The sequence below is a fragment of the Alienimonas sp. DA493 genome (assembly GCF_043951915.1).
GTDB lineage: Bacteria > Planctomycetota > Planctomycetia > Planctomycetales > Planctomycetaceae > Alienimonas.
Map to the genome: position 1 here is coordinate 1 of NZ_JBINJD010000085.1, position 21417 is coordinate 21417.

Here is a 21417-nt window from a genome sequence, read left to right on the forward strand (position 1 = left end):
CCGCTACGGGTCAGTGCCCACCGGCCGCTCAGCCGAGGTCGAATAAACTTTTCACCCCCACGCTTTCGGCGCTGCCGAGCGGTTCGGCGTGGGTCGTGTGCGTCGCCCAGCCCCAATAACGGGCGCGGGTCTCTAAATCGTCGATCACCGTCGGGAAGGACTGATCGCGGCCGACGACGACTTGGCTGTGATAGCACTTCACCGCGGCGAGTTTGCGTTCGAGGTGCCCCGTGATGTCCACGCAAAACGCCGGCGTCGGGATCTCGCGGAGGTGCACGCTCCAGAAGTGATAGAGTTTCGGCGGGAAGAACGGCTCGCCGGGCAGGCCGCCGGACTCGGCGTTCGGTTGGCCGGGCTGGTCGGTTTTCGACAGCTTCGCCCAAAAGCGGGCGTCCGCGGTGAGGCGGGCGGCCCGCACGTGGTCCGGGTGGGTGTCCGTCGGGGCGTGGCCCAGCACGACCTGCGGCCGGGTCAGGCGGAACACCCCCGCCAGGGCGGCCCGGGCGGCGTGGTCGTCGGTCAGATGGCGGTTCTTCAACCCGAGATTGTGGCGCCAGGTGAGCCCCAGCAGTTCCGTGGCGGCGGCGGTCTCCTGCGCCCGGGTGGCCGGGTCGCCGTGGGGGGTCGGCTCCCCGTCGGTGAGGTCCACCACCCCGACGCGTTTCCCGGCGGCGAGGTGGGCCAGGATCGTGCCGCCGACGCTGATCTCCGCGTCGTCCGGGTGCGAGGCCACGACCAGCAGATCGAGTTGGGGAACGTCGGCGGGGGAGAGTTCGGGAGCGGGCATGCCGGGAGTGTAGGCCGGTCCGCTCTGGACGGCCGCCCGCGGCGTGAACTACGTCCCGACGGTTCGCCGCACCGATCCGTTCAGGGTTCCGCCATGTCCCGCTCCTCCCACCGCGTCGCGTGGTTCGGCGCGGCGGCGCTGTGCGCGGCCTCCTGCCTCGCCTCCGCCGGCTGCGCCGTCAAAGACATGGCGGAGGAAGCCTGGTTCCAGACGAGGCGGACGCTCAGGCCCACGTCCAAAGGCTACGAAGACCCCGCGGAGAACCCCGCGGACGACTGGAGCGAAGTGCGGAGATTCGGCCGGCCGAATCAGGAATCGGTCGAGGACGACCCGGACTGGTACCGCAAGCACTTCATGAGCGAGAAGGCCCGCGACATCGAACACAACCTCGGCTACGACTGAGCCGCGGGCGGACTATTCCGCCGCCGCGACGGCGACGCTCGGGGGATCGGTCGGCGTGAGCGACCACCGCAGCGGCACGGCGAGGGTCGTCAACGGCTCCCCGCCCGGCTCCGTCACGCCGACGGATTGCAGTTCGCCGTCCGTCAGGCGATAGAGTTGGAGGGACCAGGGCTCCCGGTCGAGCACGAACAGTTCCTTCACGCCGACGCCGGCGTAAAACGCGAGCTTCTGCCGGCTGCGATCGCCGCGGGAGACGATTTCCATCGCCAGATCGGGACCGCCGAACCAGTGGGAGCCGCGGTCCTCGGCGGGATTGCCGGAGAGGAACACCGCCACGTCCGGGCAACGGTAGTTGGTCCGCCAGTCCTGCGCCGGGTCGGAGACGTCGGAGACGTTGCAGCCCGCGAACGTGCGACCGGCTCCCCGGTCGTCGATCAGCGGGAACAGGCGGCTGACGATCCGGGTCGCGAGGGATTGATGCTCGTTGTTCGGCAGCGGCATGACGATATAGACCCCGTTCCACACCTCGTCCCAACGGTCGAGCCCCTGGGCTTCCCGTTCCGCGCGAAGCGTCAGGGCGACCTCCGGGTCGGCGACTTCTAACGTCGGGGGATCGGCGAGCGTCGGCGGCATCGAACGGGGCGCTGCGGGACGGAACGGGAAATGGATTCTACGGCGTCAGGCGGCTCCCGCGAACGCCTCGTTCATCAGCTTGGCCTGTTCCAGCTTGTGGGACTTGTCCGAGCCGGTGGCCGGGCTGGCGGAGGCCGGGCGGGCGACCCAGGAGAGCGGGAAGCGGTCGAACAGCTTGCCGCAGCCCACCGTGGCCAGCACGAAGCGCCAGGCGCCCATGTTTTCCGGTTCCTCCTGAACCCAGACGGCCGGCGTGTCGTCGGCATAGTCCGCCAGCGCCGATTTCAATTCCTCTTTCGGCCACGGATAAAGCTGCTCGACCCGCAGGATCGCGGTGTCGGTTACGCCGCGTTCCTCCCGGGCGGCGGCGAGATCGTAATAGACCTTGCCGGTGCACAGCAGGACTTTTGTCACCCCCGCCGGGTCGACGGTCGCGTCGGGGATGACGTTCTGGAACCCGCCGGAGGACAGCTCCGACAGTTCGCTGACGGCGGCCGGCAACCGCAGCAGGCTTTTGGGGGTCATCACGATCAGCGGCTTGCGCCAGCGCCGCAGCGCCTGGCGCCGGAACATATGAAAGCACTGGGCCGGCGTGGTCGGGTAGCAGACCTGAATGTTGCTCTCCGCCGCGGCGGTCAGGAACCGCTCCAGGCGGGCGCTGCTGTGCTCCGGCCCCTGCCCCTCGTAGCCGTGGGGGAGCAGCATCACCAAGCCGCTGAGCCGATGCCACTTGTCCTCCCCGCTGGTGAGGAACTGGTCGATGACCACCTGGGCGGCGTTCACGAAGTCCCCGAACTGAGCCTCCCAAACGATCAGCCCGTCCGGCGTGTCGAGGCTGTAGCCGTACTCGAACCCGAGCACGCCGGCTTCGGACAGCGGGCTGTTATAAATCGCCACCGGGGCCTGCGACTCCGACAGGTGCCGCAGCGGGAGGTACTGCCGACCGTTCTCGCTGTCGTGCAGCACCGCGTGGCGGTGGGAGAAGGTGCCGCGTTCGGCGTCCTGGCCGGTCATCCGCAGCATCATCGGACCGACCGGGTGCCCGCCCGGCCCCTCCCCGGCGGGGCCGGCGCCGGTCAGGATCGTGGCGAAGGCGAGGGCTTCGCCGGCGCTCCAATCGAGCGGCTTCTGGCCCGCGGCCATCTCCTCCCGCTGAGCCAGGAATCGCCGGCTGAGCGTGCGGTGCGGCGTGAAGTCCTCGGGCAGATCGCAGGTTTTCTTCAGCAGAGCCTTTAGCGTCTCGTCCGGCACGGCGGTGTCCGCCTCGTCGGCCTCGGCGCCGCCGTGGAAGCCGGCCCACACGCCCTCCAGCGAAGCCTGCTCCTCCAGTTTCGGCTCCTCCTTGGCGAGGGCCAGTTCCGCCTCCAGCTTCGCCCGGGAGTGCTCCGCGATCTCGGCGGCGTCCGCCTCGGTTACATCGTTGCGTTCCAGCAGGCGGGACAGATACCCCTCCCGCACGCCGGAGCGGGCGCGGATGAGGGAGTACATCTCCGGCTGGGTGAAGGCCGGTTCGTCCTGCTCGTTGTGACCGCGTTTGCGGTAGCACAGCAGGTCGATCACCACGTCCTTCTTATTCTCGCGGCGGAAGTCGAGGGCCAATTTGACCACCTGGGCGACGGCTTCCGGGTCCTCGCCGTTCACGTGGAAGATGGGCACCTGCAACATTTTGGCGACGTCCGTCGCGTAGGTGCTGCTGCGGCCCTGCTCGCTGGTCGTCGTGAAGCCGATCTGGTTGTTCACCACGACGTGCACCGTTCCGCCCACGGAGTAGCCGGGCAGTTCGGAGAGGTTCAACGTCTCCTGCACGACGCCCTCGCCGGCGAAGGCGGCGTCGCCGTGAATTAAGAGCGTCATGCCCCGCTCCCCGCCGGGGCCGGCGCCCTCGCCGGTCGGGTCGTGGGTGTCCCCGGCCCGATCCATCTTCGCCCGGCAGCGGCCCTGGGCGATGGGATTAATGAATTCCAGGTGGGACGGATTGAAGCAGAGCGACAGGTGCACGCTCTTGCCGCCGCGAACCTTATAGTTCCCGCTGTAGCCGAGGTGATATTTGACGTCCCACTCGCCCATGTGGCTTTCAGGGTCGTCGTCGTCGAACTCCCGAAAAATCTCCCGGGCCGGTTTGCCGAGGATGTTCGTCAGCACGTTCAACCGGCCGCGGTGGGCCATGCCCAGCACAATCTCCCGCACGCCGTAGCGGCCGGCGCGGGAGATCATCAGGTCCAGCAGCGGGATCAACGTCTCCCCGCCCTCGAGGCTGAACGTCTTTTTGCCGGGGAAGTTCTTGAGCAGGAACTCCTCGAACTCCGTCGCGTCCGTCAGTTTGCGGAGGATGCGGAGCTGGGTGTCCTTTTCCAACCGCAAATAATTGCCCGTGCCCTCCATCCGGTCCTGCAGCCAGCGGCGGACGCGGAGGGAGTCGATGTGCATATATTGCACGCCGATGCTGCGGCAGTAGGTGTTCCGCAGCCAGGAAATAATCTGCCGCAGCGTGCGACGCTCCGGCCCGCCGAACCAGCTCGTGCTGAACTTTTTATCGAGGTCGGCCTCGGTGAAGCCGTAGAACGCCGGGTCGAGCTCCTCCGGCATCTCGGGGAAGCGGCCCAGCGGGTCGATCGCGGCGGCGATGTGCCCCCGCACCCGGTGGTTGCGGATCAGCATGTCCACCGACTCCTGCAGCGCGGCGGTGTCCGCGACGGCGTCCGGCACGTCGGCCCCCAGCCGCGGGGCGGCCGCGGCGCCCTTCGCCGCGGCCGCGGGCCGAAACAGCGTACGCCGCGGGAACGGCGACCCCGCCGCGGGCGCGTCGCCGTTCCCCGCGGCGAATTCGGCGGCCTGCTGCTCGAAATAGGCCCGCCAGTCCGGGGAGACGCTTTCCGGATCGTCCGCGTATTTCTGCCACACCTCTTCGAGGAACGGCAGGTTGGAGCCGTCCGGCAGGCCGTCGTCCGGGCGGGCGCCGTTTCGCGACGGGGCGGGAGCCGCCCCGTCGGAACCGGCGGCCGGGACCGGACGGCCGGTGCGGGGGGCGGAAGAGACGAAGGCGGGGGCGGACATCCCGGGCGGTCGTGGGGCGGGAGCGGGGAGACGCCCGGCGAATCGGCGGCGAATCGACGGATCCCGGGGGCGGCGGGCTCTCGTCGGCGGGGCGTGCGGGGGGACAGGCAATCTTACCCGAAGGGGGGTCCGGCCGGCACCGTCCCCGCCGCCGACGGGCCGCGTTTTGCGCTTCCGCCCGCTCCCCCGCGACCGCTTCTCGAACACCGTTCGGTTGGTGTAGGCTGCCGACTTCCGCGGTCGTCGGTCGCGGGCGAAACCGTCTTTTTTCCCGCTGCCCCCGCGAACGATCCCGCGATGGACAAGGCCGAGATCCGCTCCGAAGCCTTCCGCCGCCGTAAGGCACAACCGGACAAGGACGAGGTCAGCGCCCGCATCCTCGAGCGGGTGCGGGCGTTGCCGGAGTACCAGCAGGCCCGGATCGTGCTGTTCTACGTCGACGCCCGCAGCGAAGTCCGCACCAAGGCGGCGCTGCCCGCGGCGCTGGCGGACGGCAAAACGGTGCTCGTGCCCTGGTGCAACGACGAGGGCCGGCTGGAATTGTTCCGGCTCACGGATATGAGCGAACTCGAACTCGGGATGTACGACATCCTGGAGCCCGCCCCGCGGCTGCGGCGGCGGCCGGACCGCGTGGCGCTGGCGAAGGACCTCGACTTCGCCCTGATCCCCGGCGTCGCCTTCGACGACCGCGGCGGCCGCGTCGGGCACGGCAAGGGCTACTACGACAAGCTGCTCGCCGGCGTGCGACCGGACTGCCCGCTGGTGGCCCCGGCGTTCGACTGCCAGTTGTTCGACGAGGTGCCGACCGACGAGCACGACGTCTTCATGGACTTCGTCGTCACCGAACAACGCACCTTGGAAGGCCTCGGCCGCGGCGGCTGAATCGACGGCCGGGTCTCCGGGGAACTTTAACGGCCGGCCCGGCCGGGCCGGCGGGGCGGTCGCGGAACGACCGATCGGGCAAAGGCCCGCTCCCGTCGTCCCCGTCCCGCCCATGACCGCTGCGCCCGCCTGCCGCGCCGCCCTCGCCGCCGCGTTGACGTTCTGCGGGTCCGGCCCGGCGGCGCTCGCCGGCATCGGCGAGACGGCCGGGTGCGATGCGGTCGGCTGTGACGGCGCCGGCGGGAACTCCTCCCTCTGCGAAGGCGGCACGCTGTTCGATTGGGGCGGGCGAGCCGCGCCGGGGGCGGGCGGGCCGCCGCCGCTGGACGGGGCGCTGGTCACCGACCGCCCCAGCTTCACGCCCGCCGCCGTCACCGTCGGCCGGGGCGTGGCCCAGTTGGAGTCGGGCTACCTGTTCACCTACGACGACCCCGGCGACGGAACCGGGCCGGTCCGTCGTCACGACTTCGGAGACGCCCGACTGCGGGTGGGCGTGGTCGCGGACTGGCTGGAACTGCGGCTCGGGGGAAGCGGCCTGCGGGAGTCGGCGGCTCCCGCGCCCGGCGCGGCTCGCGTCGACGTCGGCGGCGGCAGCGACCTCGCCGTGGGCGTGAAGCTCGCCCTCGCCCCCCAAGCGGGCTGCCTGCCGGAAACCGCCCTGATCGCCGGGACGACGGTCCCCACCGGCAGCGCCGCGTTCAGCGCCGACCGCGCGCTGCCCGGGGCGTCGCTCATTTATCAGTGGGCGTTGGACGAAGGCCTCTCGCTCGCCGGCAGCACGCAGCTCAACCGCCGGGCGACAGGCCCGAGTCCGGCGGCCGTCGCCGCGTTCGGCGACGCCGCCGGCTCGACGGACGACTACTCCGAGTTCGCCCAGAGCGCGATCCTGTCCGCCTCCCTCACCGACCGTCTCGGCGCGTTCGGGGAGTACTACGCCCTCCTGCCGCTGTCCGGCGCGGCCGCCGACGAGCACTATCTCGACGGCGGGTTCACGGTCCTGCTGAGCGACGACGTGCAGTACGACGCCCGCGTCGGCGTCGGTCTGAACGACGCCGCGGACGACGTCTTCGCCGGCACGGGGCTGTCGATCCGGTTTCGCTGAAGCCGTATTCCCGCAGGCGGAGCGTCCCGGACCCTCCAAGGGTCCGGGACGCTGAACGCACGCCGGGCAGGCCGTCAGGCCTTCGGGCCGTCGGGTATCTCCGCGGGGGCGGCGGGGCCGTACTTGGACTCGGCGTTCGGGGCGTAGGCGAGCATCTGCCCGGTCCGCCAGGATTCGTTCGCCAAGGCGCAGGCCGTGATGCCGTAGACGCCCAGTTCGATCGGGCAGTTCAGCTTCACCGAGGAATCCCGCAGGTGGGCGTGCAGGTTGGAGTGGTGCAGGCTGATGTCCTCGGCGCCCTCGGCGACGTATTCCTCCAGCACCTCGCCGTCCTTGTCCTTCGCCACCCAGCCGGCGGGGCCGGGCACTCCGCCCTCGCCGGTGAAGGTGAGGGTGGCCCGGTAGCCGCGGATCTGGTGGGGGATCTCCACCCGGTTGCTCTGCGTGCCGAGGCAGTAGACCGTCATCCCCTCCGGGGCGGAGAGGGCCTCGGGGTAGGTGAGGACCATCTCGAAGTTGTCCGGCATGTCCCGACCGTCGGGCCACTGGAAGATGCCGCCCATCCCGACGACCCGGCTGGGGAACTTCAGTCCGCAGGCGACCAGCAGCCGCGTGAGGCGGTGGACGAACAGGTCCGTGGCCACGCCGCCGGAGTACGGGCTATGACAGCGCCACTCGAAGTAGTGGTGCGGGTTCCAAGGGATTGCGGGGGCCTCGCCCAGCCAAGCGTTCCAGTCGAGGTCCTCCGGCTTGGGCATGTCGCCGGTCAGGCCGGGCTTCCGCCACGGGCCCTGCTCGCCGTAGCGGCGAACGTAGGAGGTTTGGGCCTGCACGACGCGGCCCAGCACGCCGCGTTCGATCGCCTCCGCGGCGGCGGTGTAGGAGTCCCGCGAGGTCCCCTGCACGCCGACCTGCACCGGCAGGCCGGTCTCCTGCTGAACCTGGTGCACCGCGGCGGCCTCGGCGGCGGTGTGGGTCAGCGGCTTCTCGCAGTAGACCGGTTTGCCGGCCCGCAGGGCGGCGGTCAGCATCGGGGCGTGCTGGTGCTCCGGGCTGGCGATGGTGACGTAGTCCACGTCGTCGTCGTCCAGGATCGCCCGGTAATCGACCTCCGCCCGCACCGGCAGGTTCTGCTCCCCGCCCAGCACCGCGGCGCCCTGTTCGGCCCGGGTCTTCCAGCAGTCGGCCACGGCGATCGGCCGGAGGTTGTCCTTCTCGGTGAGACCGGCGAGGGAACGGAGGTGCCCGGTCCCCATCCCGCCGGCGCCGATGAGCGCCACCCCCAGCCGGTCGTTCGCCCCCTGGATCCGGGCGTAGCTGCGGGCGGGGAACGCCGTCGCCGCGACGCCCGCGGCGGAGGTCGCCAGCCAGGACCGGCGGGACAGGGACGAAGAAGACGGGGCGGACATCGGCGACGACTCCGTATGACGGAACGGGATGACGGAATGGGTAAACCGCCTCACCCTAGGCTCTTCCCCAAGCCCGCCCCACCGAACCCGGACCGCGGCGCTGCGGGCCCGGCGGCTAAAGGCTCCCGCTGCGGAACACCCCGTAGACCAGCCACAGGCCCAGCAGGCTGCTGAGCAGGAAGATCGGCACGGCGAACCAGAAGCTCTCCGGCACGCTGCGGATCAGCAGGGCGCTGGCGAGGATCAGCGAACTCATCGCCAGACTGATCGCCAAGCGGTTGCCGGCCCGGTCGATCTCCTGGGTGAGGGTGTCCAGCCCGCCCACGTCGAGCTGCACCCGCAGTTCGTCCCGGCTCAGTTTTTCGAGGGTGCGGCCGAGCTGGTGCGGCACCGCGGCGGCGAGGCTGGCCAGTTCGCCCGCCTCCCCGGCGAACCGCTTCGCCAGCCGCTTCGGGTCGAGCCGTTCCTTCAGCAATTGCTTGGCGAACGGGGCCAGGTGGGCGGCGAGGTTGAAGTCCGGGTCCAGCCGCCGGCCGGTGCCCTCCACGCTGACCGCCGCCCGCACCAACAGCATCAGATCGCCCGGCAACCGGATGCGGTGCCGGCTGAGCAGCGACAGGAAATCGCCCAGCACCGCGGCGACCCGCAACCGGGCCAGCGGCACATTGTAATGCGTGGCGAGGAACTCCCGCAGGTCCGTGCGGAGGGCGCTCTCGTCGATCTCCCCCAGCGGCGTGCCCAGCGCCAGCAGGTGCCGGCTGACGCCCGGCACGTCCCCGCGGGCCACCGCGGCGAGCAGATCCACCAGCCGGTCCCGCACCGATTCGTCCAGCACCCCGACCATCCCGAAGTCCAGCAGCCCGATCCGACCGGCGGGGTGCCGGGGCGTCGGCGGGATCACGCGGACGTTGCCCGGATGCGGGTCCCCGTGGAACAGCCCGAAGGCGAACACCTGCTTGAGGAACACCCGGGCGCCCTTCGCCGCGATCTCCGCCGGGTCCAGCCCCCGCCGCCGCAGCGTCGCCGGGTCGTCGACCGGCAGCCCGGCCAGCCATTCGGTCGTGAGGACGGCCTCCGTCGTCAGCTCGTCCCGCACCGCCGGCACGCAGAGGTCCGGCGAGTCCTGGCCGAACAGCCGGGCGATCTCCGCGGCGGCGTTCGCCTCACGGGTGAAGTCGACCTCGCGGCGGATCGTCCGCGAAAAGTGCCGCACCAGCCCCGCCGGGTCGAACACCTTCAGTTCCGGCAATCGGCGTTCGACCAGCGCCGCCAGGTCGAACATCAGGCTCAGGTCGCGTTCGATCTCCGCCTTCACCCCTGGCCGCCGCACCTTCACGGCCAACTCCGCGCCGTCCTTGCCGACGGCCCGGTGCACCTGGCCCAGCGAGCCCGCGGCAACGGGAACGGGGTCGAACTCCCGGAAGAGCTCGCCGACCGGCCGGCCCAGCGCCGCCTCCACCGCGGCGACGGAGACCTCCGGGGGGAAGGGGGGCACGGTCTCGCGGAGCTTCGACAGCTCCGCGATCATGTCCGCGGGCAGCACGTCCGGCCGGGTGCTGGCGACCTGCCCGAACTTGATGAAGGTCGCCCCCAAGTCCTCCAGCGCCATGCGGAGCCGCTCCGGCGTGCTGTGCTCCGGCCCGGGCTCCGGGTCCTTCCGCCAGAAGAACACCCGGCGGCCGAAGTTCAGATACCGCCGCAACCGCAACCGGCGGACGACGTCGCCGAACCCGTGCCGCACCAGCACCGCGACGATCTCCCGCCCGCGGTTCAGGTTGCGCAGCAGGCGGACGGGGCGGGGGGTCATGCGCGAAGTCTACGCCATCCCCGCCGCCACGCGGCCGTCCCGGCCCCGCCGGTCGGATTCGCGGTAAACCCCGCTTCGCTCCGCCGGCCCCAACCTATTTCAATGTGACCGGCCCGGCCTCAATCGGAATCCGGACCAGCACGTACGGCTTCTCTCGCAAATCCTCGCCGCGATGAAACTTCGCCTGGCGGTGCAGCTGATTCGCCGTGACGTACAGAAACCCGTCCGCCCCGACGCTCAACGTATCCGGCCACAACAGGCGGGGGTCGTGGAGGATCGTCTCCAGCGTGCCGTCCGCGCGGCGGGCGACGAGGGCGTTGTCCTCATAGTTCGTCAGGTAGAGCGTGCCGGCGGCGTCGTGTTCGAGACCGTCGCTGGCGAAGCCGAGGTCGCCGTGGTCCGTGACCGACTTGAGGACCTCCTCGTCCGACTGTTCGCGGTTCCCGAGCGCGTCCGTCGGTACGGAGAACAGCCGACGGCCGGCGAGCACGCGGAAATAGAGCGTCGAACCGTCCTCGCTCAGGGCGATGCCGTCGCTGCCGGTGTCCAGCGGCTTCGCCTCGCCGCCCTCGGGCCGTTGGAGCAGCGGACGGCCCTCCACGAACGGCAGGAAATCCGGCTCCGGCCGCACCGGGGCCGTGTCGTGCAGCCGCCGCCAGCTGTCTCCGCTGGCCAGATCGACGACGATGATCCCGCCGTGCGAGGCGCTGTCCGTGATGTAGGCCCGCCCGCGTTCGCCGCGGGTCAGGTCGAACCGCACGTCGTTGAGGTAGGTCGTCGGCAGGGCGACGTCGGCGGGAAAGACGATCTTCTGGACGACCTCGCCGCTGTCCGGGTCGAACGCGACGAGCTTCGGGCCGCCCGGTTCGGCGGGAGCGAATTGCACCCGGCCGGTGTCCAGCGCCCAGACGCGGCCGGCCGGGCCGACGACGACGCTTTGAACGCTGATTAAATGCTCCGAATCGCCCCTCCCCTCGTACCGCTGCATCGCCGCGGAGGGGTACGCCACGGCCTTGCCGTCCTTCAATTCCGCCAGCGTCGCCGGCGGGTCGTCGCCCCAGCGGGGGAAGTTCACGAAGATCCGGCCGGACGGGTGCACGCTCACGCCGGTGGGCATCGGCCCGTCGAACGTCGCCACCAGTTCCGGCTGGCCCACGGGGCGTTCCGAGGGCAGTTCGACGGAGGCGGCGGCGGGCGGGGCGGCGAGGGCCGCGAGGAGCAGCGGGACGAGCATCGGAACCGGACGTGAAAGGGCGGACGCCCGAGGGTAGCCGCGCCCGCCCGCCCCGCCCCCGGGGCGTCCCCCGAAGCCGGCACGGGGACCGGCGGGGGCGTCGGGAGGTCACATCACGCTGAAATAGTTCGCCACGGCGAAATCGAACGACTCGTTCGACAGCGTCACCGGGCGCTGTTTATAGGCGCAGTAGTTCCGCACCTGCATGAGCAGGTCGCGCGGCTGACAGCACCGGAACGGGCGGTTCGCCTTCACGTAGTGCGTTTCGATGAGATACTCGATCGGCTCCGGGTCGAACTCGATCTTCAACGCCCCGCACATGATCTTCATCAACGCCGTGAACTCCTCCCGGGAGGGATCCGGCACCTCGATTTTATAAGGAATCCGCCGGAGGAAGGCGCCGTCGACCAGGTCGCGGGGCTCCAGGTTCGTGCTGAACACGATCAGTTGGTCGAACGGCACCTGCACTTTCTTGCCGCTGGGCAGGTTCAGGAAGTCGTACCGCTTTTCCAGCGGGACGATCCAGCGGTTCAGCAGCACGTCGACGGGCATCGTCTGGCGGCCGAAGTCGTCGATCACCAGCGTGCCGCAGTTCGACTTTAATTGCAGCGGAGCCTCGCAGATTTTCGTGACCGGGTTCTGCACGACCTCCAGTTCCTGCATCGTCAATTCGCCGCCGGCGATCACCGTGGGGCGGACGACGTGGACCCACCGCGGGTCCACGCCGGAGAGGTCCAGCAGCCCCTCGCCCGCGCCGGCGCTCACCTCTTCGTGCACGCCGGGGTCGAACAGGCGGAGAATATCCCCGTCGACGGTGATCGCGCGGGGGATCCAGATACTGCTGCCGAAGGCCCGGGTGATACGTTCGGCGATGCTCGTTTTGCCGTTGCCGGGCTCCCCGAACAAAAACATGCCGCGGCCGCTGTTGATCGCCGGGCCGAGGCGCTCGAACATCGCCTCGTTGATCAGCAGATCCTTGAAGGCCTCCCGCAGACCGGCCTCGGTGGCGACCTGGCCGGTGATGCTCTGGGCGCTCATCGCCGCGAGGTATTGCTCCAGCGGCACCGGGGCGGCGCCGAAGTAGGTGCACTCCCGGGCGAACTTCGCCGCGGCCTCGCGGCCGGCTTCCGTGATCTGATAGGTATAGTCGCCGGCTTCCGCGGCCCCGTTGAAGGTGAGGTATTGAACCTTGCGGAGCTTCCGCACGATCGGGTCGACGATCGTGAAGGGCAATTTAATCTGCCGGCAGACTGCCCGCCCGGAGGCCGCCCCGACGTTCAACAGGTACTTCAATACGAGCCGCTCGACCTCGTCCTCGGTGAGGCCGGACTCCTCGATCGCGTTCGGGCAGGGGGGGCGGAACCCGGGGCCGTCCTCGGCGGAGGGCGGCGGACCCAGCAACGCCTCCACGCGGTCGTAAAGCGCCGCGAGCCGTTGGGCGGCGCCGGGTTCGTCGCCGGCGGCGGCCCGGGCGGCGGCGGCCAGCGCCTCGGGGTCCACCCCGGCGAGGGCGTCGCGGGGGTCGTCGAAGTCGGTCGCGGGCCGGGCCGGGGCCGCCGACTGCCCGTCGGCGACGGAGTGCATCAGGGCCGTCGCCGCCGCGGACGCCGCGGGGGGCTCCTGCTCGGGCGCCCCCACCGTCGGTTCGGGCTCCGGGTCCCCGCCCCGCAACCGGGCGAGGAACTCCGCGGGGGCGAGGGTCGCGTCGGCGTCGGCAAGCAGGGACATGAGAGACCAAAGCCAGGGGGGAACCCTCGACCGTAGGTCACGCCGCGCGGCCGCGTGGCGAAAACGCAACCCGCGTGGCGGACAGTCCACGCCGGCCCCCGCCGCCGGTGCGTCCCTGCGGGTTGTGACGGGCCGCGGGGCGACGCCGGTCGGGACGTCGGTCCGCCGGTCAGAACGTCAGCGGTTTGCCCACGCAGCCGCGGTCGGCCCCGCTGACGGTGGCGGCGAATTCCGCCAGATACCGGCGATCGTGCGTGATCGGCTTGGGGGGGAGGGCGGCCCGGCGGCGGGCGGCTTCTTCGTCGCTCACCGTCCAGGTCAGCGTGCCGGCGGTCAGGTCGAAGGCGATCTCGTCGCCGTCCTCCACCAGCCCGATCGGTCCGCCGGCGGCGGCCTCCGGGGCGCAGTGCACCCCGATCGCCCCGTGGCTCACCCCGCTGACCCGCGTGTCCGACAGGAACGCCACCTTGCCGTCCAACTCTGGCGTGCTGAGGGCGGCGCTGGCGACCAGCACCTCCGGCATCCCGGCCGCGACCGGCCCCAATCCCCGCAGCACCACCACCGTACCCGGCGTGACCTTCCCCGCCGCGGCGGCGTCGGCGACCGCCTTCGCCTCCTCGAACACCAGCGCCCGGCCGCGGAAGCGGGGCTCCTTCAAGCTGCTCACCTTGAACACCACCCCGCCGGGGGCGAGGTTGCCGAAGCAGATTTGCAGATCCGCGGCGGCGTTCAGCGGGGCCTCCGGCGGGCGGAGGAACTCGTCCGGGCCGACCGCCGGCAGCTCAACATCCGCGTGATTCTCCGCCAGCGTCTTGCCGGTCACGGTAACGCAATCGCCGTCCAGCAGACCGCAGTTCAGCATGTGTTTGAGCAGGACCGGCGTCCCGCCGAGCTTGTGCAGGTCCAGCATCGTACCGGCCCCGCGGGGGGCGAACGCGGCGAGCACCGGCGTCTCCCGGCAGATCCGCTGCACGTCCTTGAGGGTGAAGTCGACCCCCGCCTCCGCGGCGAGGGCGAGCAGGTGCAACACCCCGTTCGTGCTGCCCCCGCTGGCGCAGAGGCTCCGCATGCCGTTTTCCAGGGCCGCTTTGGTGAGGATGTCCCGCGGGCGGAGGTCGAGCCGCAGCAGGTTCGCCATCACCGCGCCGACGGCTTTGCATTCGGCCTCCTTCTCCGGCCCGACGGCGGGGTTGGAGGCGGAGTAGGGCACGCTCAGCCCCATCGCCTCGCAGGCGACGGCCCAGGTGTTGAAGCTCGCGTTGATCCCGCACCCGCCGGCGCCGGGACAGGCGGTGCGGATGACCTGATCGGCCTCCTCTTGGCTCATCGCCCCCTGCTGGGCTTTGGCCTGACAGTCGTAGACGTCGAGGATCGTCGTGTTCCGGCCGCAGTGGTTGCCGGGCAGGATGGAACCGCCGGAGACGATCAGCCCGTGGTCGTTCAGCCGGGCGAGGGCCATGGCGAAGCCGGGGCCGTTTTTGTCGCAGCAGTGCAGGCCGATCAGGCCGTCGTAGCGGTGGGCGCTGCACACCATCTCGGCGGCGTTGGCGATCGCGTTGCGGCTGGGCAGGCTGGCCCGGCCGCCGCTGTGGCCTTGGGAGATGTTGTCCGAGACCGCCGGGGTGCCGAAGGCGAACGCCAGCAGCCCGGCCGCCTCGCAGCCCTCCCGCACCCAGCCGGCGAGTTGGTGGGCGTGCAGGTTGCAGAGGTTCCCGTCCAGCAGCGGGGTGCCGACGCCGACCTGCGGACGGTCGAAGTCCGCGTCGCTCATCCCCAGGCCGTAGTAGAAGGCGGTGACGCCCTTCTGCCAGCCGCGGGTCAGCTCCCGGCTGTTCCGGTTCAACGGGGCGGCGGGCGGGGAAGAAACGGGATCGGACATGGCGCCGGCGCGGCGGGGCGAACGAGAGCGGGTTAAGCTGGCCGCAGTATGCCCGCAGATTCTTCCTCCCGCGCTCCCTCCCCGCCCGACGCGTCCCCCGCCCCCGCGGACTCCGACCGAAAGGAGGCCGTGCTGCTGATCGGCATGCCGGGGTGCGGCAAGAGCACCGTCGGCCGTCCGTTGGCGGAGCGGCTGGGCGTGCCGTTCGTCGACCCTGACCTGCTGATCATCGCCGGCGAGGGCGCCCGGGTGCTGGGGGACGTCTCGGCGAACCTGGACCGGGCAGGGTTCCTCGAACTGGAGACGCGGTACAACCTCGCCGTGCCGGCGGAGCCGTCGGTGATCGCCCCCGGGGGGAGCGTGATCTACTGCGACCCGGCGATGGAGCGGTTCCGCACCTTCGCCACGGTCGTTTGGCTGGACGTCTCCGTGCCGGCCCTGGAGGCCCGGCTGGGCTGCCTGAAGGAACGGGCGGTGGTGATGGCGCCCGGCGCCACGCTGCACGACGTCGCCGCGGAGCGCCGGCCGTACTTGGAAAAGTGGGCCGACCTGCGGGTCGACGCCGACGACCGCACCCCGGAGGCCCTCGCCGCGGAGATCGCGGAGCGGATCGCCGGGTGAGCGAACCGGGGGACGCGTCTCGGGTCGGAGGCCCGCCGGTCGGCCGCGGTTCCCAGGGGGGCGGTTCGCCGCGTACAGTCCATGGTTCCTCCCGCCCGCCCCGTCCCGCCGCGTCGTCCCTCCGTGTCCGTCTCCGCCCCGTCCCCCCCCGCCACGCCCGACGCCGCGGCGCCCGCTCGTTCCACCGCCCGCCGGGCCACCAATAACGTCAACGTGCGGGAGTTCGCCCCCCTGATCAACCCCGTCCAACTGGCGGAGGAGTACCCCGCCTCCGAGGCCGCCCTGGCCACCGTGGAGACCGGCCGGGAGCAGATCAAAGCGGCGCTCGCCGGGGAGGACGACCGCCTGCTGTGCGTCGTCGGCCCGTGCAGCATCCACGACGAGAAAGCCGCCCTGGAGTACGCCGGCAAGCTGCGAGCCGTCGCCGAGGAGACCGCCGACCGCCTGCTGGTCGTGATGCGGGTCTACTTCGAAAAGCCCCGCACCACCGTCGGCTGGAAGGGGCTGATCAGCGACCCCGGCCTGAACGAGCAGTTCGACATGGCCGAGGGTCTGCGGAAGGCCCGGCGGATCCTGCTGGAGATCGCCGAACTCGGCCTGCCCGCCGCCACGGAGATGCTGGAGCCGATCACCCCGCAGTACATCGCGGACCTGATCGCGCTGGCCAGCATCGGCGCCCGCACCACCGAGAGCCCCTGCCACCGCCAGATGAGCAGCGGGCTCTCCATGCCGGTCGGCTACAAGAACGGCACGGACGGCTCCCTGCAGACGGCCCTGAACGCGATGACCGCCGCCCGGGCTGGGCACAGTTTTCTCGGCATCGACCCGCACGGGCAGACCTGCGTGGTCCGCACCGCCGGCAACCCCTGGGGCCACCTGATCCTCCGCGGCGGCCACAACGGCCCGAACTACGACGCGGAAAGCATCAAACGGGCCATTGAGGGGCTGGAGAACGACGACCTCCCCCCGCGGTTCCTCGTCGACTGCTCCCACGCGAACAGCGGCAAGGACCCGCTCCGCCAGCCGGCCGTCTGGAACGACGTGCTGAGCCAACGGCTGGAGGGAAACCGCTCCATCATCGGCATGATGCTGGAGTCCAACCTGTTCGAAGGACGCCAGAACCTCACCCCGAACCCGGCCGACCTGAAGTACGGCGTGAGCGTCACCGACGGCTGCCTCGGCTGGGAGCAGACCGAGGCGCTGCTCCGCGAAACCCACGCCAAGCTTGGCGGCTAACCCCTACGCCGCCCTCGGCCTGCGGCATAACCCGTTCCTCGCCGACCCGGTCCCCGGCGTCGCCGAGCCGCTGTGGGTCGCCCGGGACGTGCCGCCGGCCCCGGAGCCGGGGCAGCGGCGGGTAATCCAGTTGCTCGGGGAGAAGGGGGCCGGCAAAACCTCCCTGTTGCTGCATTGGCGTCGGGCACGGCCGGGGCCGTACCGGTACGTCCCGCCGACGCGGCCGCTGCGCGCCGGTTGGCGGCGGTTCGCCCCGCTGCCGGTCGGGCCGCTGGTCTACTGGGACGAGGCCGACCGCATCCCGGCCCCGCTGCTGCGGTTCGCGTTGCACCGGGCGGCGAAGAGGGGGGCGACGGTGGCCGTCGGGACGCACCGGGACCTCACGCCGGAGGCGACCCGGGCCGGGTTGCCGATCATCTCCCACGAGTTCCCGCCCCTCACCCCGGAGGCGCTGCGGGCGTGGTGCGCCCCGCGCATCGCCGCCGCCGCGGCGCCGGGGAGCCCGGTCGACGGACGGCTCGTCGTGCCTGACAAGATATTGCAGGAGGTTTGCGACGCGGCGGGGTCGTCCTTGAGGGAAGCGTCCGTCATCCTGCACGTCTGGGCGGCCCGCGTCGCCCGGCGTTCTCAACCCGCACCGCGCTCACCGCTATGTCCGACCTCCCCCCCGTCGCCACCCAGAAGCAGCTCGCCCTCGTCACCGGGGGGGGCAGCGGCATCGGCGAGGCGATCGCCCACGCCCTCGCCGCCCGCGGCTGTCGGGTCGTCGTCTGCGGACGCACCGAGGAGAAGCTGAAACGAACCGCGGAGGGCGCCCCCAAGGGCGCCGCGGAGATCCTCCCCCACGCCTGCGACGTGGCCGACCGGGCCGCCGTCGCCGCGATGATCGACCGCTGCGAGAACGAACTGGGCGGGCTGGGCGTGGTCGTGAACGCCGCCGGCCTGAACGTGCCCGGTCGGCTGCTGCAGGACGCCACCGGCGAGGAGTGGGACAAGGTGATGGCCGCCAACGCGACCGGGGCGTTCAACGTGCTGAAGGCCGCCGTCCCGGCGATGAAGGAGCGCGGCGACGGGCTGTGCGTGAACGTCTCCAGCGTGGCCGGCGTCCGGGCCCTGCTGCTGGGCGGCATCCCCTACGCCGCCAGCAAGTTCGCCATGACGAGCCTCGGCCTGGCCCTGTCCACGGAGTTGAAGGACAGCGGCGTGCGGGTGACGAACATCTATCCCGGCGAGGTGGAGACGCCGATCCTCGACCTGCGGCCGGTCAACCCGTCCAAGGAGCAGCGGGCGAAGATGCTCCAGCCGGAGGACGTCGCCGCCGCCGTGCTGCTCGCCGCGACGCTGCCGGCCCGGGCGAACGTGCTGGAACTGACGATCAAGCCCACGGTGCAGGAGTTCGTGTGAGCCTTCGTCACGCAGGGCCCTGGCCGGGGCTCTGCGTTCCAGGGAGGGGGGAGCGCACGAAATCGCCTCGCGCGCGGAACACGTCTTTCCGGATTGTCGCCGGGGGACTACACCCCCGCTCAAGACCCATTTCCCGCCCCGGCTCCCGTTCGATTCCGCCGGACGCTCTCAAGCGGCCGGGGCGTCTCATCTCCAGACCCGCACCCGGGAAGGATCCCGCCCATGCGCCCCCCGCTGAAGCTTTCCGCGAAACTGACCCTCGCGGCGGCCGTCGCCGCCGCCGGGTTCGGCGCCGCCTCCGACGCGCTCGCGCAGGGGCGGTACGACCGCATCGCCCGCCGCGACGCGGACGTTACCCCGGCCGGCGCCGACGCATCGTTCAACAACGATCGCCGCTTCGAACAGGACAGCTACGGCTACAACACGCCGTCGATCACCACGCTGCCCAGCAACCTGGACCCCCGCAAGGTGGCTTCGGCGCTGGAGACCTTCAGCCGGGAGATGAACAGCCTCTACGCCGTGCTGCGGGCCGAGGAGCGGAACGTGCCCAGCCTGCGGAGCTACCTCGTCGAGGTGCAGGGCTACGGCGTGGACGCCGACCTGCTGGCCCGCGACCTGAAGACCGCCCAGTCCGTCGCCCGTCATGAAGCGGAACTGCGGGAATTGGACAGCGGCTGGAACCGCACCAGCCGCCGGCTGATCTCCATCCCCAACCTCTCCCGCACCGCCGAGCAGGCGATCCGGACGGTCGACGCGGCCACGAAGAACGTCGAGTCCTCCCTGGACATCGGCGGCCCCACGCTGGACCGCAAGGCGCTGGTCGAGACCGCCGTGCTGCTCCGCAGCGCCGTGCGGTACCTCTCGGACACGATCGAATTCACCGACGCGATCCCGTCCAGCACCGAACGCAACGCCCTGCGGATCAACTGCAACCAAGCCCGCCAGCAGGCCGACCGGATGTACGGCCTTGTCTTCGACGCCGCCCGCCCCGACCGCAACTACCTCATTGAGGAGTACCGGAACTTCACCCAGTTGATGAACCCGGTGATCGCCAAACTCCGCGGCAACGCGGACCGCAACCTCGGCCGCGACGTCCGCAACGTGCAGGAGTACCAGCGGAAGTTCGCCGACCTGCTGCTGATCGATCGCGGCATCGACCGCGACCAGCTCGGCTACATGGTCGCCGACCTGCAGCAGGACGTGGAGCGGTTCTTCGACAACACCACGCTCGAACTGCTCCGCGACATCCCGCGGAACGAAGAGGCCCTCGCCAGCGGCAACGCCTTCTGGGGCACCTTCGCCAACTTCACCGACACGATCGAGAACTCCCAGGACCCTGCCGACTGGAGCTACGCCTACGGCTTCATCGACGAGCAGTGGCGGGACTTCCGCAACATCTTCAGCGAGATCAACAGCGAGCAGGCCCGGGCCGACCTCAAAGAGATCGAAGCCGGCATGAACGCCCTGCGGGAGAGCCTGAACCTGACCGGCAGCTTCGACCGCGGCGCCGTCGCCGACCTTGCCGCACAGATCGAGACCAACGCCGCCTCCATCAAGCGGGACGCCGAAAGCTGGCTCCGCCAAAGCCGCCCCAGCTACATCAACACCGCCCGGGCCGACCTGGTGGACTACGAGCTGAAGAGCCGCGCCTTCCACGAGGCCGTCGTCAACGGCCGCCCGCTGTCCGAGTTGCGGCAGATGGAGAACGACCTGTTCGAGCAGTGGAAGCTGGTCTACGGCCACATCAAGAACTGCGACACCCGCGAGCGGGCCTACCTGGCCAGCAGCGCCCGGGTCACCACCCCGGCGTTCCGCGAGGTGCAGGTCGCCTTGGCGAAGTAGTCGTCGCCTGAGGCTCCCGCCGACCGTCGCCCGAGCCGGACGCACCAGCGTCCGGCTCGGGTGCGTTATAGAGGCATGATGAACTTCGATCCCGCCGCCTGCCGGTCCGCCGCGGACGTGCCCGCCGCGGTCGCCGCCCTGCTGGCCGACGCCGCCGCCGCCCGGGCCAGCGACGTCCACCTGCTCCCGACCCCCGACGGGCTGGCGGTCCGCTACCGCAGCGACGGCCGCCTGACCGAACGCGGCCGCTTCCCCCCCGCGGTCGCCGCGAACGTGGTCGGCCGGCTGAAGGTGCTGGCCGGGCTGCTGACCTACGACAACGAACGCCCCCAGGAAGGCCGCATCCAGCCGCCGGAGGGTGCCGAGCCGGGCGCCGGTCCGCAGATGCGGCTCAGCACGTTCCCCACGATCCATGGCGAGAAGGCGGTGATCCGCCTGTTCGCCCCCGCCGGCGCCCTCGCCCGGCTGGACGAGTTGGGCCTGACGGCCGAGGTCGTCGCCGGCCTCCGGGCCGCGGCCGCGGCCCGCGGGGGGCTCGTGCTGATCGCCGGCCCCGCCGGCAGCGGCAAAACGACGACCGCCTACGCCCTGCTGCGGGAGTCCATGGGAGACGACCGGGAGTTACGCAGCGTCGCCACGCTCGAAGACCCCGTCGAATCGGTCCTCCCGGGAGTCAGCCAGAGTCAAACCCGCCCCGCCGCCGGGTTCGACTTCCCGACGGGACTCCGCAGTTTGCTCCGGCAGGACCCGGAGGTGCTGTTCGTCGGCGAGGTGCGGGACGCGGAGACCGCCCGCATTGCGCTGGGAGCGGCGCTGACGGGGCATCTCGTCTTCACCACCTTCCACGCAGGCACCAACCGCGGCGCCGCGGTCCGCCTGCGGGAGACCGGGGCGGAGACCTATCAGGTCCGCCACGGCCTGCGGGCGACGCTCTCCCAGCGATTGCTCCGCCGGCTGTGCGGGTGCGCCGAACCGACGACCGCCCCCGACGCCCGCCTCGGCCTGCCGTTGCCGGAGGGGGCCGCGGCGCTGGTCGCGGTCGGCTGCGAGGCCTGCGACGGCACGGGGTATCGGGGGCGGTTCCCGGTCGCCGCGTTCGACGCCGCCGACGGGCGGGCCGGCTTCGACCCGGACGCCGCCGACGACGGCGCGCGCCTGTTCGACGCCGCCCTCGCCGCCGTCGCCCGCGGCGAGACCGATCCCGCGGAGGTGCGACGGGTCTTCGGCTTCGGCACGTTTCGATAGAGGCCCCCCGGCCCAAGCCTCCCCTCTCCCCCCTTTGGGGGAGAGGGGTTGGGGGTGAGGGGGCAGCGACGCCCGACCGCCGTTCCCGGTTCGCCCGCTCATCCGTGGCTCGGTTCGTCACGGCAAAAAGCGGATGCGTGTGAACCGTGCGT

General features: G+C 71.1%; 17 protein-coding genes. 8 read left to right on the forward strand and 9 right to left on the reverse strand.

The window, feature by feature from the left end; all coding sequences use genetic code 11:
* Nucleotides 1-28 precede the first annotated feature (28 nt).
* On the reverse strand, nt 29-787 hold the full coding sequence (locus tag ACG2DA_RS13565) for a PIG-L family deacetylase (RefSeq protein ID WP_395256311.1): 759 nt from the start codon (nt 785-787) through the stop codon (nt 29-31).
* Nucleotides 788-880: 93 nt separating this feature from the next.
* Between ACG2DA_RS13565 and ACG2DA_RS13570 the strand changes: the two genes are divergently transcribed.
* Nucleotides 881-1189 carry a hypothetical protein gene (locus tag ACG2DA_RS13570; RefSeq protein WP_395256313.1) on the forward strand — a complete coding sequence of 103 codons (309 nt, stop codon included), beginning with the start codon at nt 881-883 and terminating at the stop codon, nt 1187-1189.
* Nucleotides 1190-1201: 12 nt separating this feature from the next.
* Here ACG2DA_RS13570 and ACG2DA_RS13575 read toward each other — a convergent pair whose 3' ends face one another.
* Nucleotides 1202-1822, reverse strand: a complete 621-nt coding sequence (locus tag ACG2DA_RS13575) for a Uma2 family endonuclease (RefSeq protein ID WP_395256315.1) — start codon at nt 1820-1822, stop codon at nt 1202-1204.
* 45 nt (nt 1823-1867) lie between these two features.
* Nucleotides 1868-4876 (reverse strand): 2-oxoglutarate dehydrogenase E1 component, encoded by a 3009-nt coding sequence (locus tag ACG2DA_RS13580; protein ID WP_395256317.1) that lies wholly within the window; start codon nt 4874-4876, stop codon nt 1868-1870.
* Between the two features lie 297 nt (nt 4877-5173).
* Here ACG2DA_RS13580 and ACG2DA_RS13585 point away from each other — a divergent pair, with 297 nt between their 5' ends.
* Nucleotides 5174-5758, forward strand: coding sequence for a 5-formyltetrahydrofolate cyclo-ligase (locus tag ACG2DA_RS13585; RefSeq protein WP_395256319.1), 585 nt, complete (start codon nt 5174-5176; stop codon nt 5756-5758).
* Nucleotides 5759-5870: 112 nt separating this feature from the next.
* A complete protein-coding gene (locus ACG2DA_RS13590) occupies nt 5871-6860 on the forward strand; it encodes a transporter (RefSeq protein WP_395256321.1) in 990 nt (329 codons plus the stop codon).
* Between the two features lie 74 nt (nt 6861-6934).
* On the opposite strand, the gene ACG2DA_RS13595 is transcribed toward ACG2DA_RS13590, so the two are convergent.
* From ACG2DA_RS13595 to ACG2DA_RS13615, 5 genes are all read right to left on the reverse strand, one after another.
* Entirely contained in the window at nt 6935-8269 is a 1335-nt protein-coding gene (locus ACG2DA_RS13595; protein WP_395256322.1) for a Gfo/Idh/MocA family protein, read from the reverse strand.
* 115 nt (nt 8270-8384) lie between these two features.
* The gene (locus ACG2DA_RS13600) at nt 8385-10076 is read right to left on the reverse strand and encodes an ABC1 kinase family protein (RefSeq protein WP_395256323.1); all 1692 of its coding nucleotides are present in this window, start codon (nt 10074-10076) and stop codon (nt 8385-8387) included.
* A gap of 94 nt (nt 10077-10170) precedes the next feature.
* A complete protein-coding gene (locus ACG2DA_RS13605) occupies nt 10171-11310 on the reverse strand; it encodes an L-dopachrome tautomerase-related protein (protein ID WP_395256324.1) in 1140 nt (379 codons plus the stop codon).
* Between the two features lie 108 nt (nt 11311-11418).
* On the reverse strand, nt 11419-13038 hold the full coding sequence (locus ACG2DA_RS13610) for an AAA family ATPase (protein ID WP_395256325.1): 1620 nt from the start codon (nt 13036-13038) through the stop codon (nt 11419-11421).
* 169 nt (nt 13039-13207) lie between these two features.
* On the reverse strand, nt 13208-14917 hold the full coding sequence (locus ACG2DA_RS13615) for a dihydroxy-acid dehydratase (protein ID WP_395256326.1): 1710 nt from the start codon (nt 14915-14917) through the stop codon (nt 13208-13210).
* Nucleotides 14918-14965: 48 nt separating this feature from the next.
* On the opposite strand from ACG2DA_RS13615, the gene ACG2DA_RS13620 reads away from it, so the two are divergent.
* Complete coding sequence (locus ACG2DA_RS13620; protein ID WP_395256327.1) at nt 14966-15538, forward strand: shikimate kinase; 573 nt, start codon at nt 14966-14968, stop codon at nt 15536-15538.
* A gap of 123 nt (nt 15539-15661) precedes the next feature.
* On the forward strand, nt 15662-16774 hold the full coding sequence (locus tag ACG2DA_RS13625) for a 3-deoxy-7-phosphoheptulonate synthase (RefSeq protein ID WP_395256328.1): 1113 nt from the start codon (nt 15662-15664) through the stop codon (nt 16772-16774).
* A 276-nt stretch (nt 16775-17050) separates the two neighbouring features.
* On the opposite strand, the gene ACG2DA_RS13630 is transcribed toward ACG2DA_RS13625, so the two are convergent.
* Nucleotides 17051-17365 (reverse strand): hypothetical protein, encoded by a 315-nt coding sequence (locus ACG2DA_RS13630; protein WP_395256329.1) that lies wholly within the window; start codon nt 17363-17365, stop codon nt 17051-17053.
* A gap of 60 nt (nt 17366-17425) precedes the next feature.
* Between ACG2DA_RS13630 and ACG2DA_RS13635 the strand changes: the two genes are divergently transcribed.
* From ACG2DA_RS13635 to ACG2DA_RS13645, 3 genes are all read left to right on the forward strand, one after another.
* A complete protein-coding gene (locus ACG2DA_RS13635) occupies nt 17426-18178 on the forward strand; it encodes an SDR family oxidoreductase (RefSeq protein WP_395256330.1) in 753 nt (250 codons plus the stop codon).
* Between the two features lie 222 nt (nt 18179-18400).
* The gene (locus ACG2DA_RS13640) at nt 18401-20020 is read left to right on the forward strand and encodes a hypothetical protein (RefSeq protein ID WP_395256331.1); all 1620 of its coding nucleotides are present in this window, start codon (nt 18401-18403) and stop codon (nt 20018-20020) included.
* 75 nt (nt 20021-20095) lie between these two features.
* Nucleotides 20096-21265, forward strand: coding sequence for a GspE/PulE family protein (locus ACG2DA_RS13645; protein WP_395256332.1), 1170 nt, complete (start codon nt 20096-20098; stop codon nt 21263-21265).
* Nucleotides 21266-21417 lie beyond the last annotated feature (152 nt).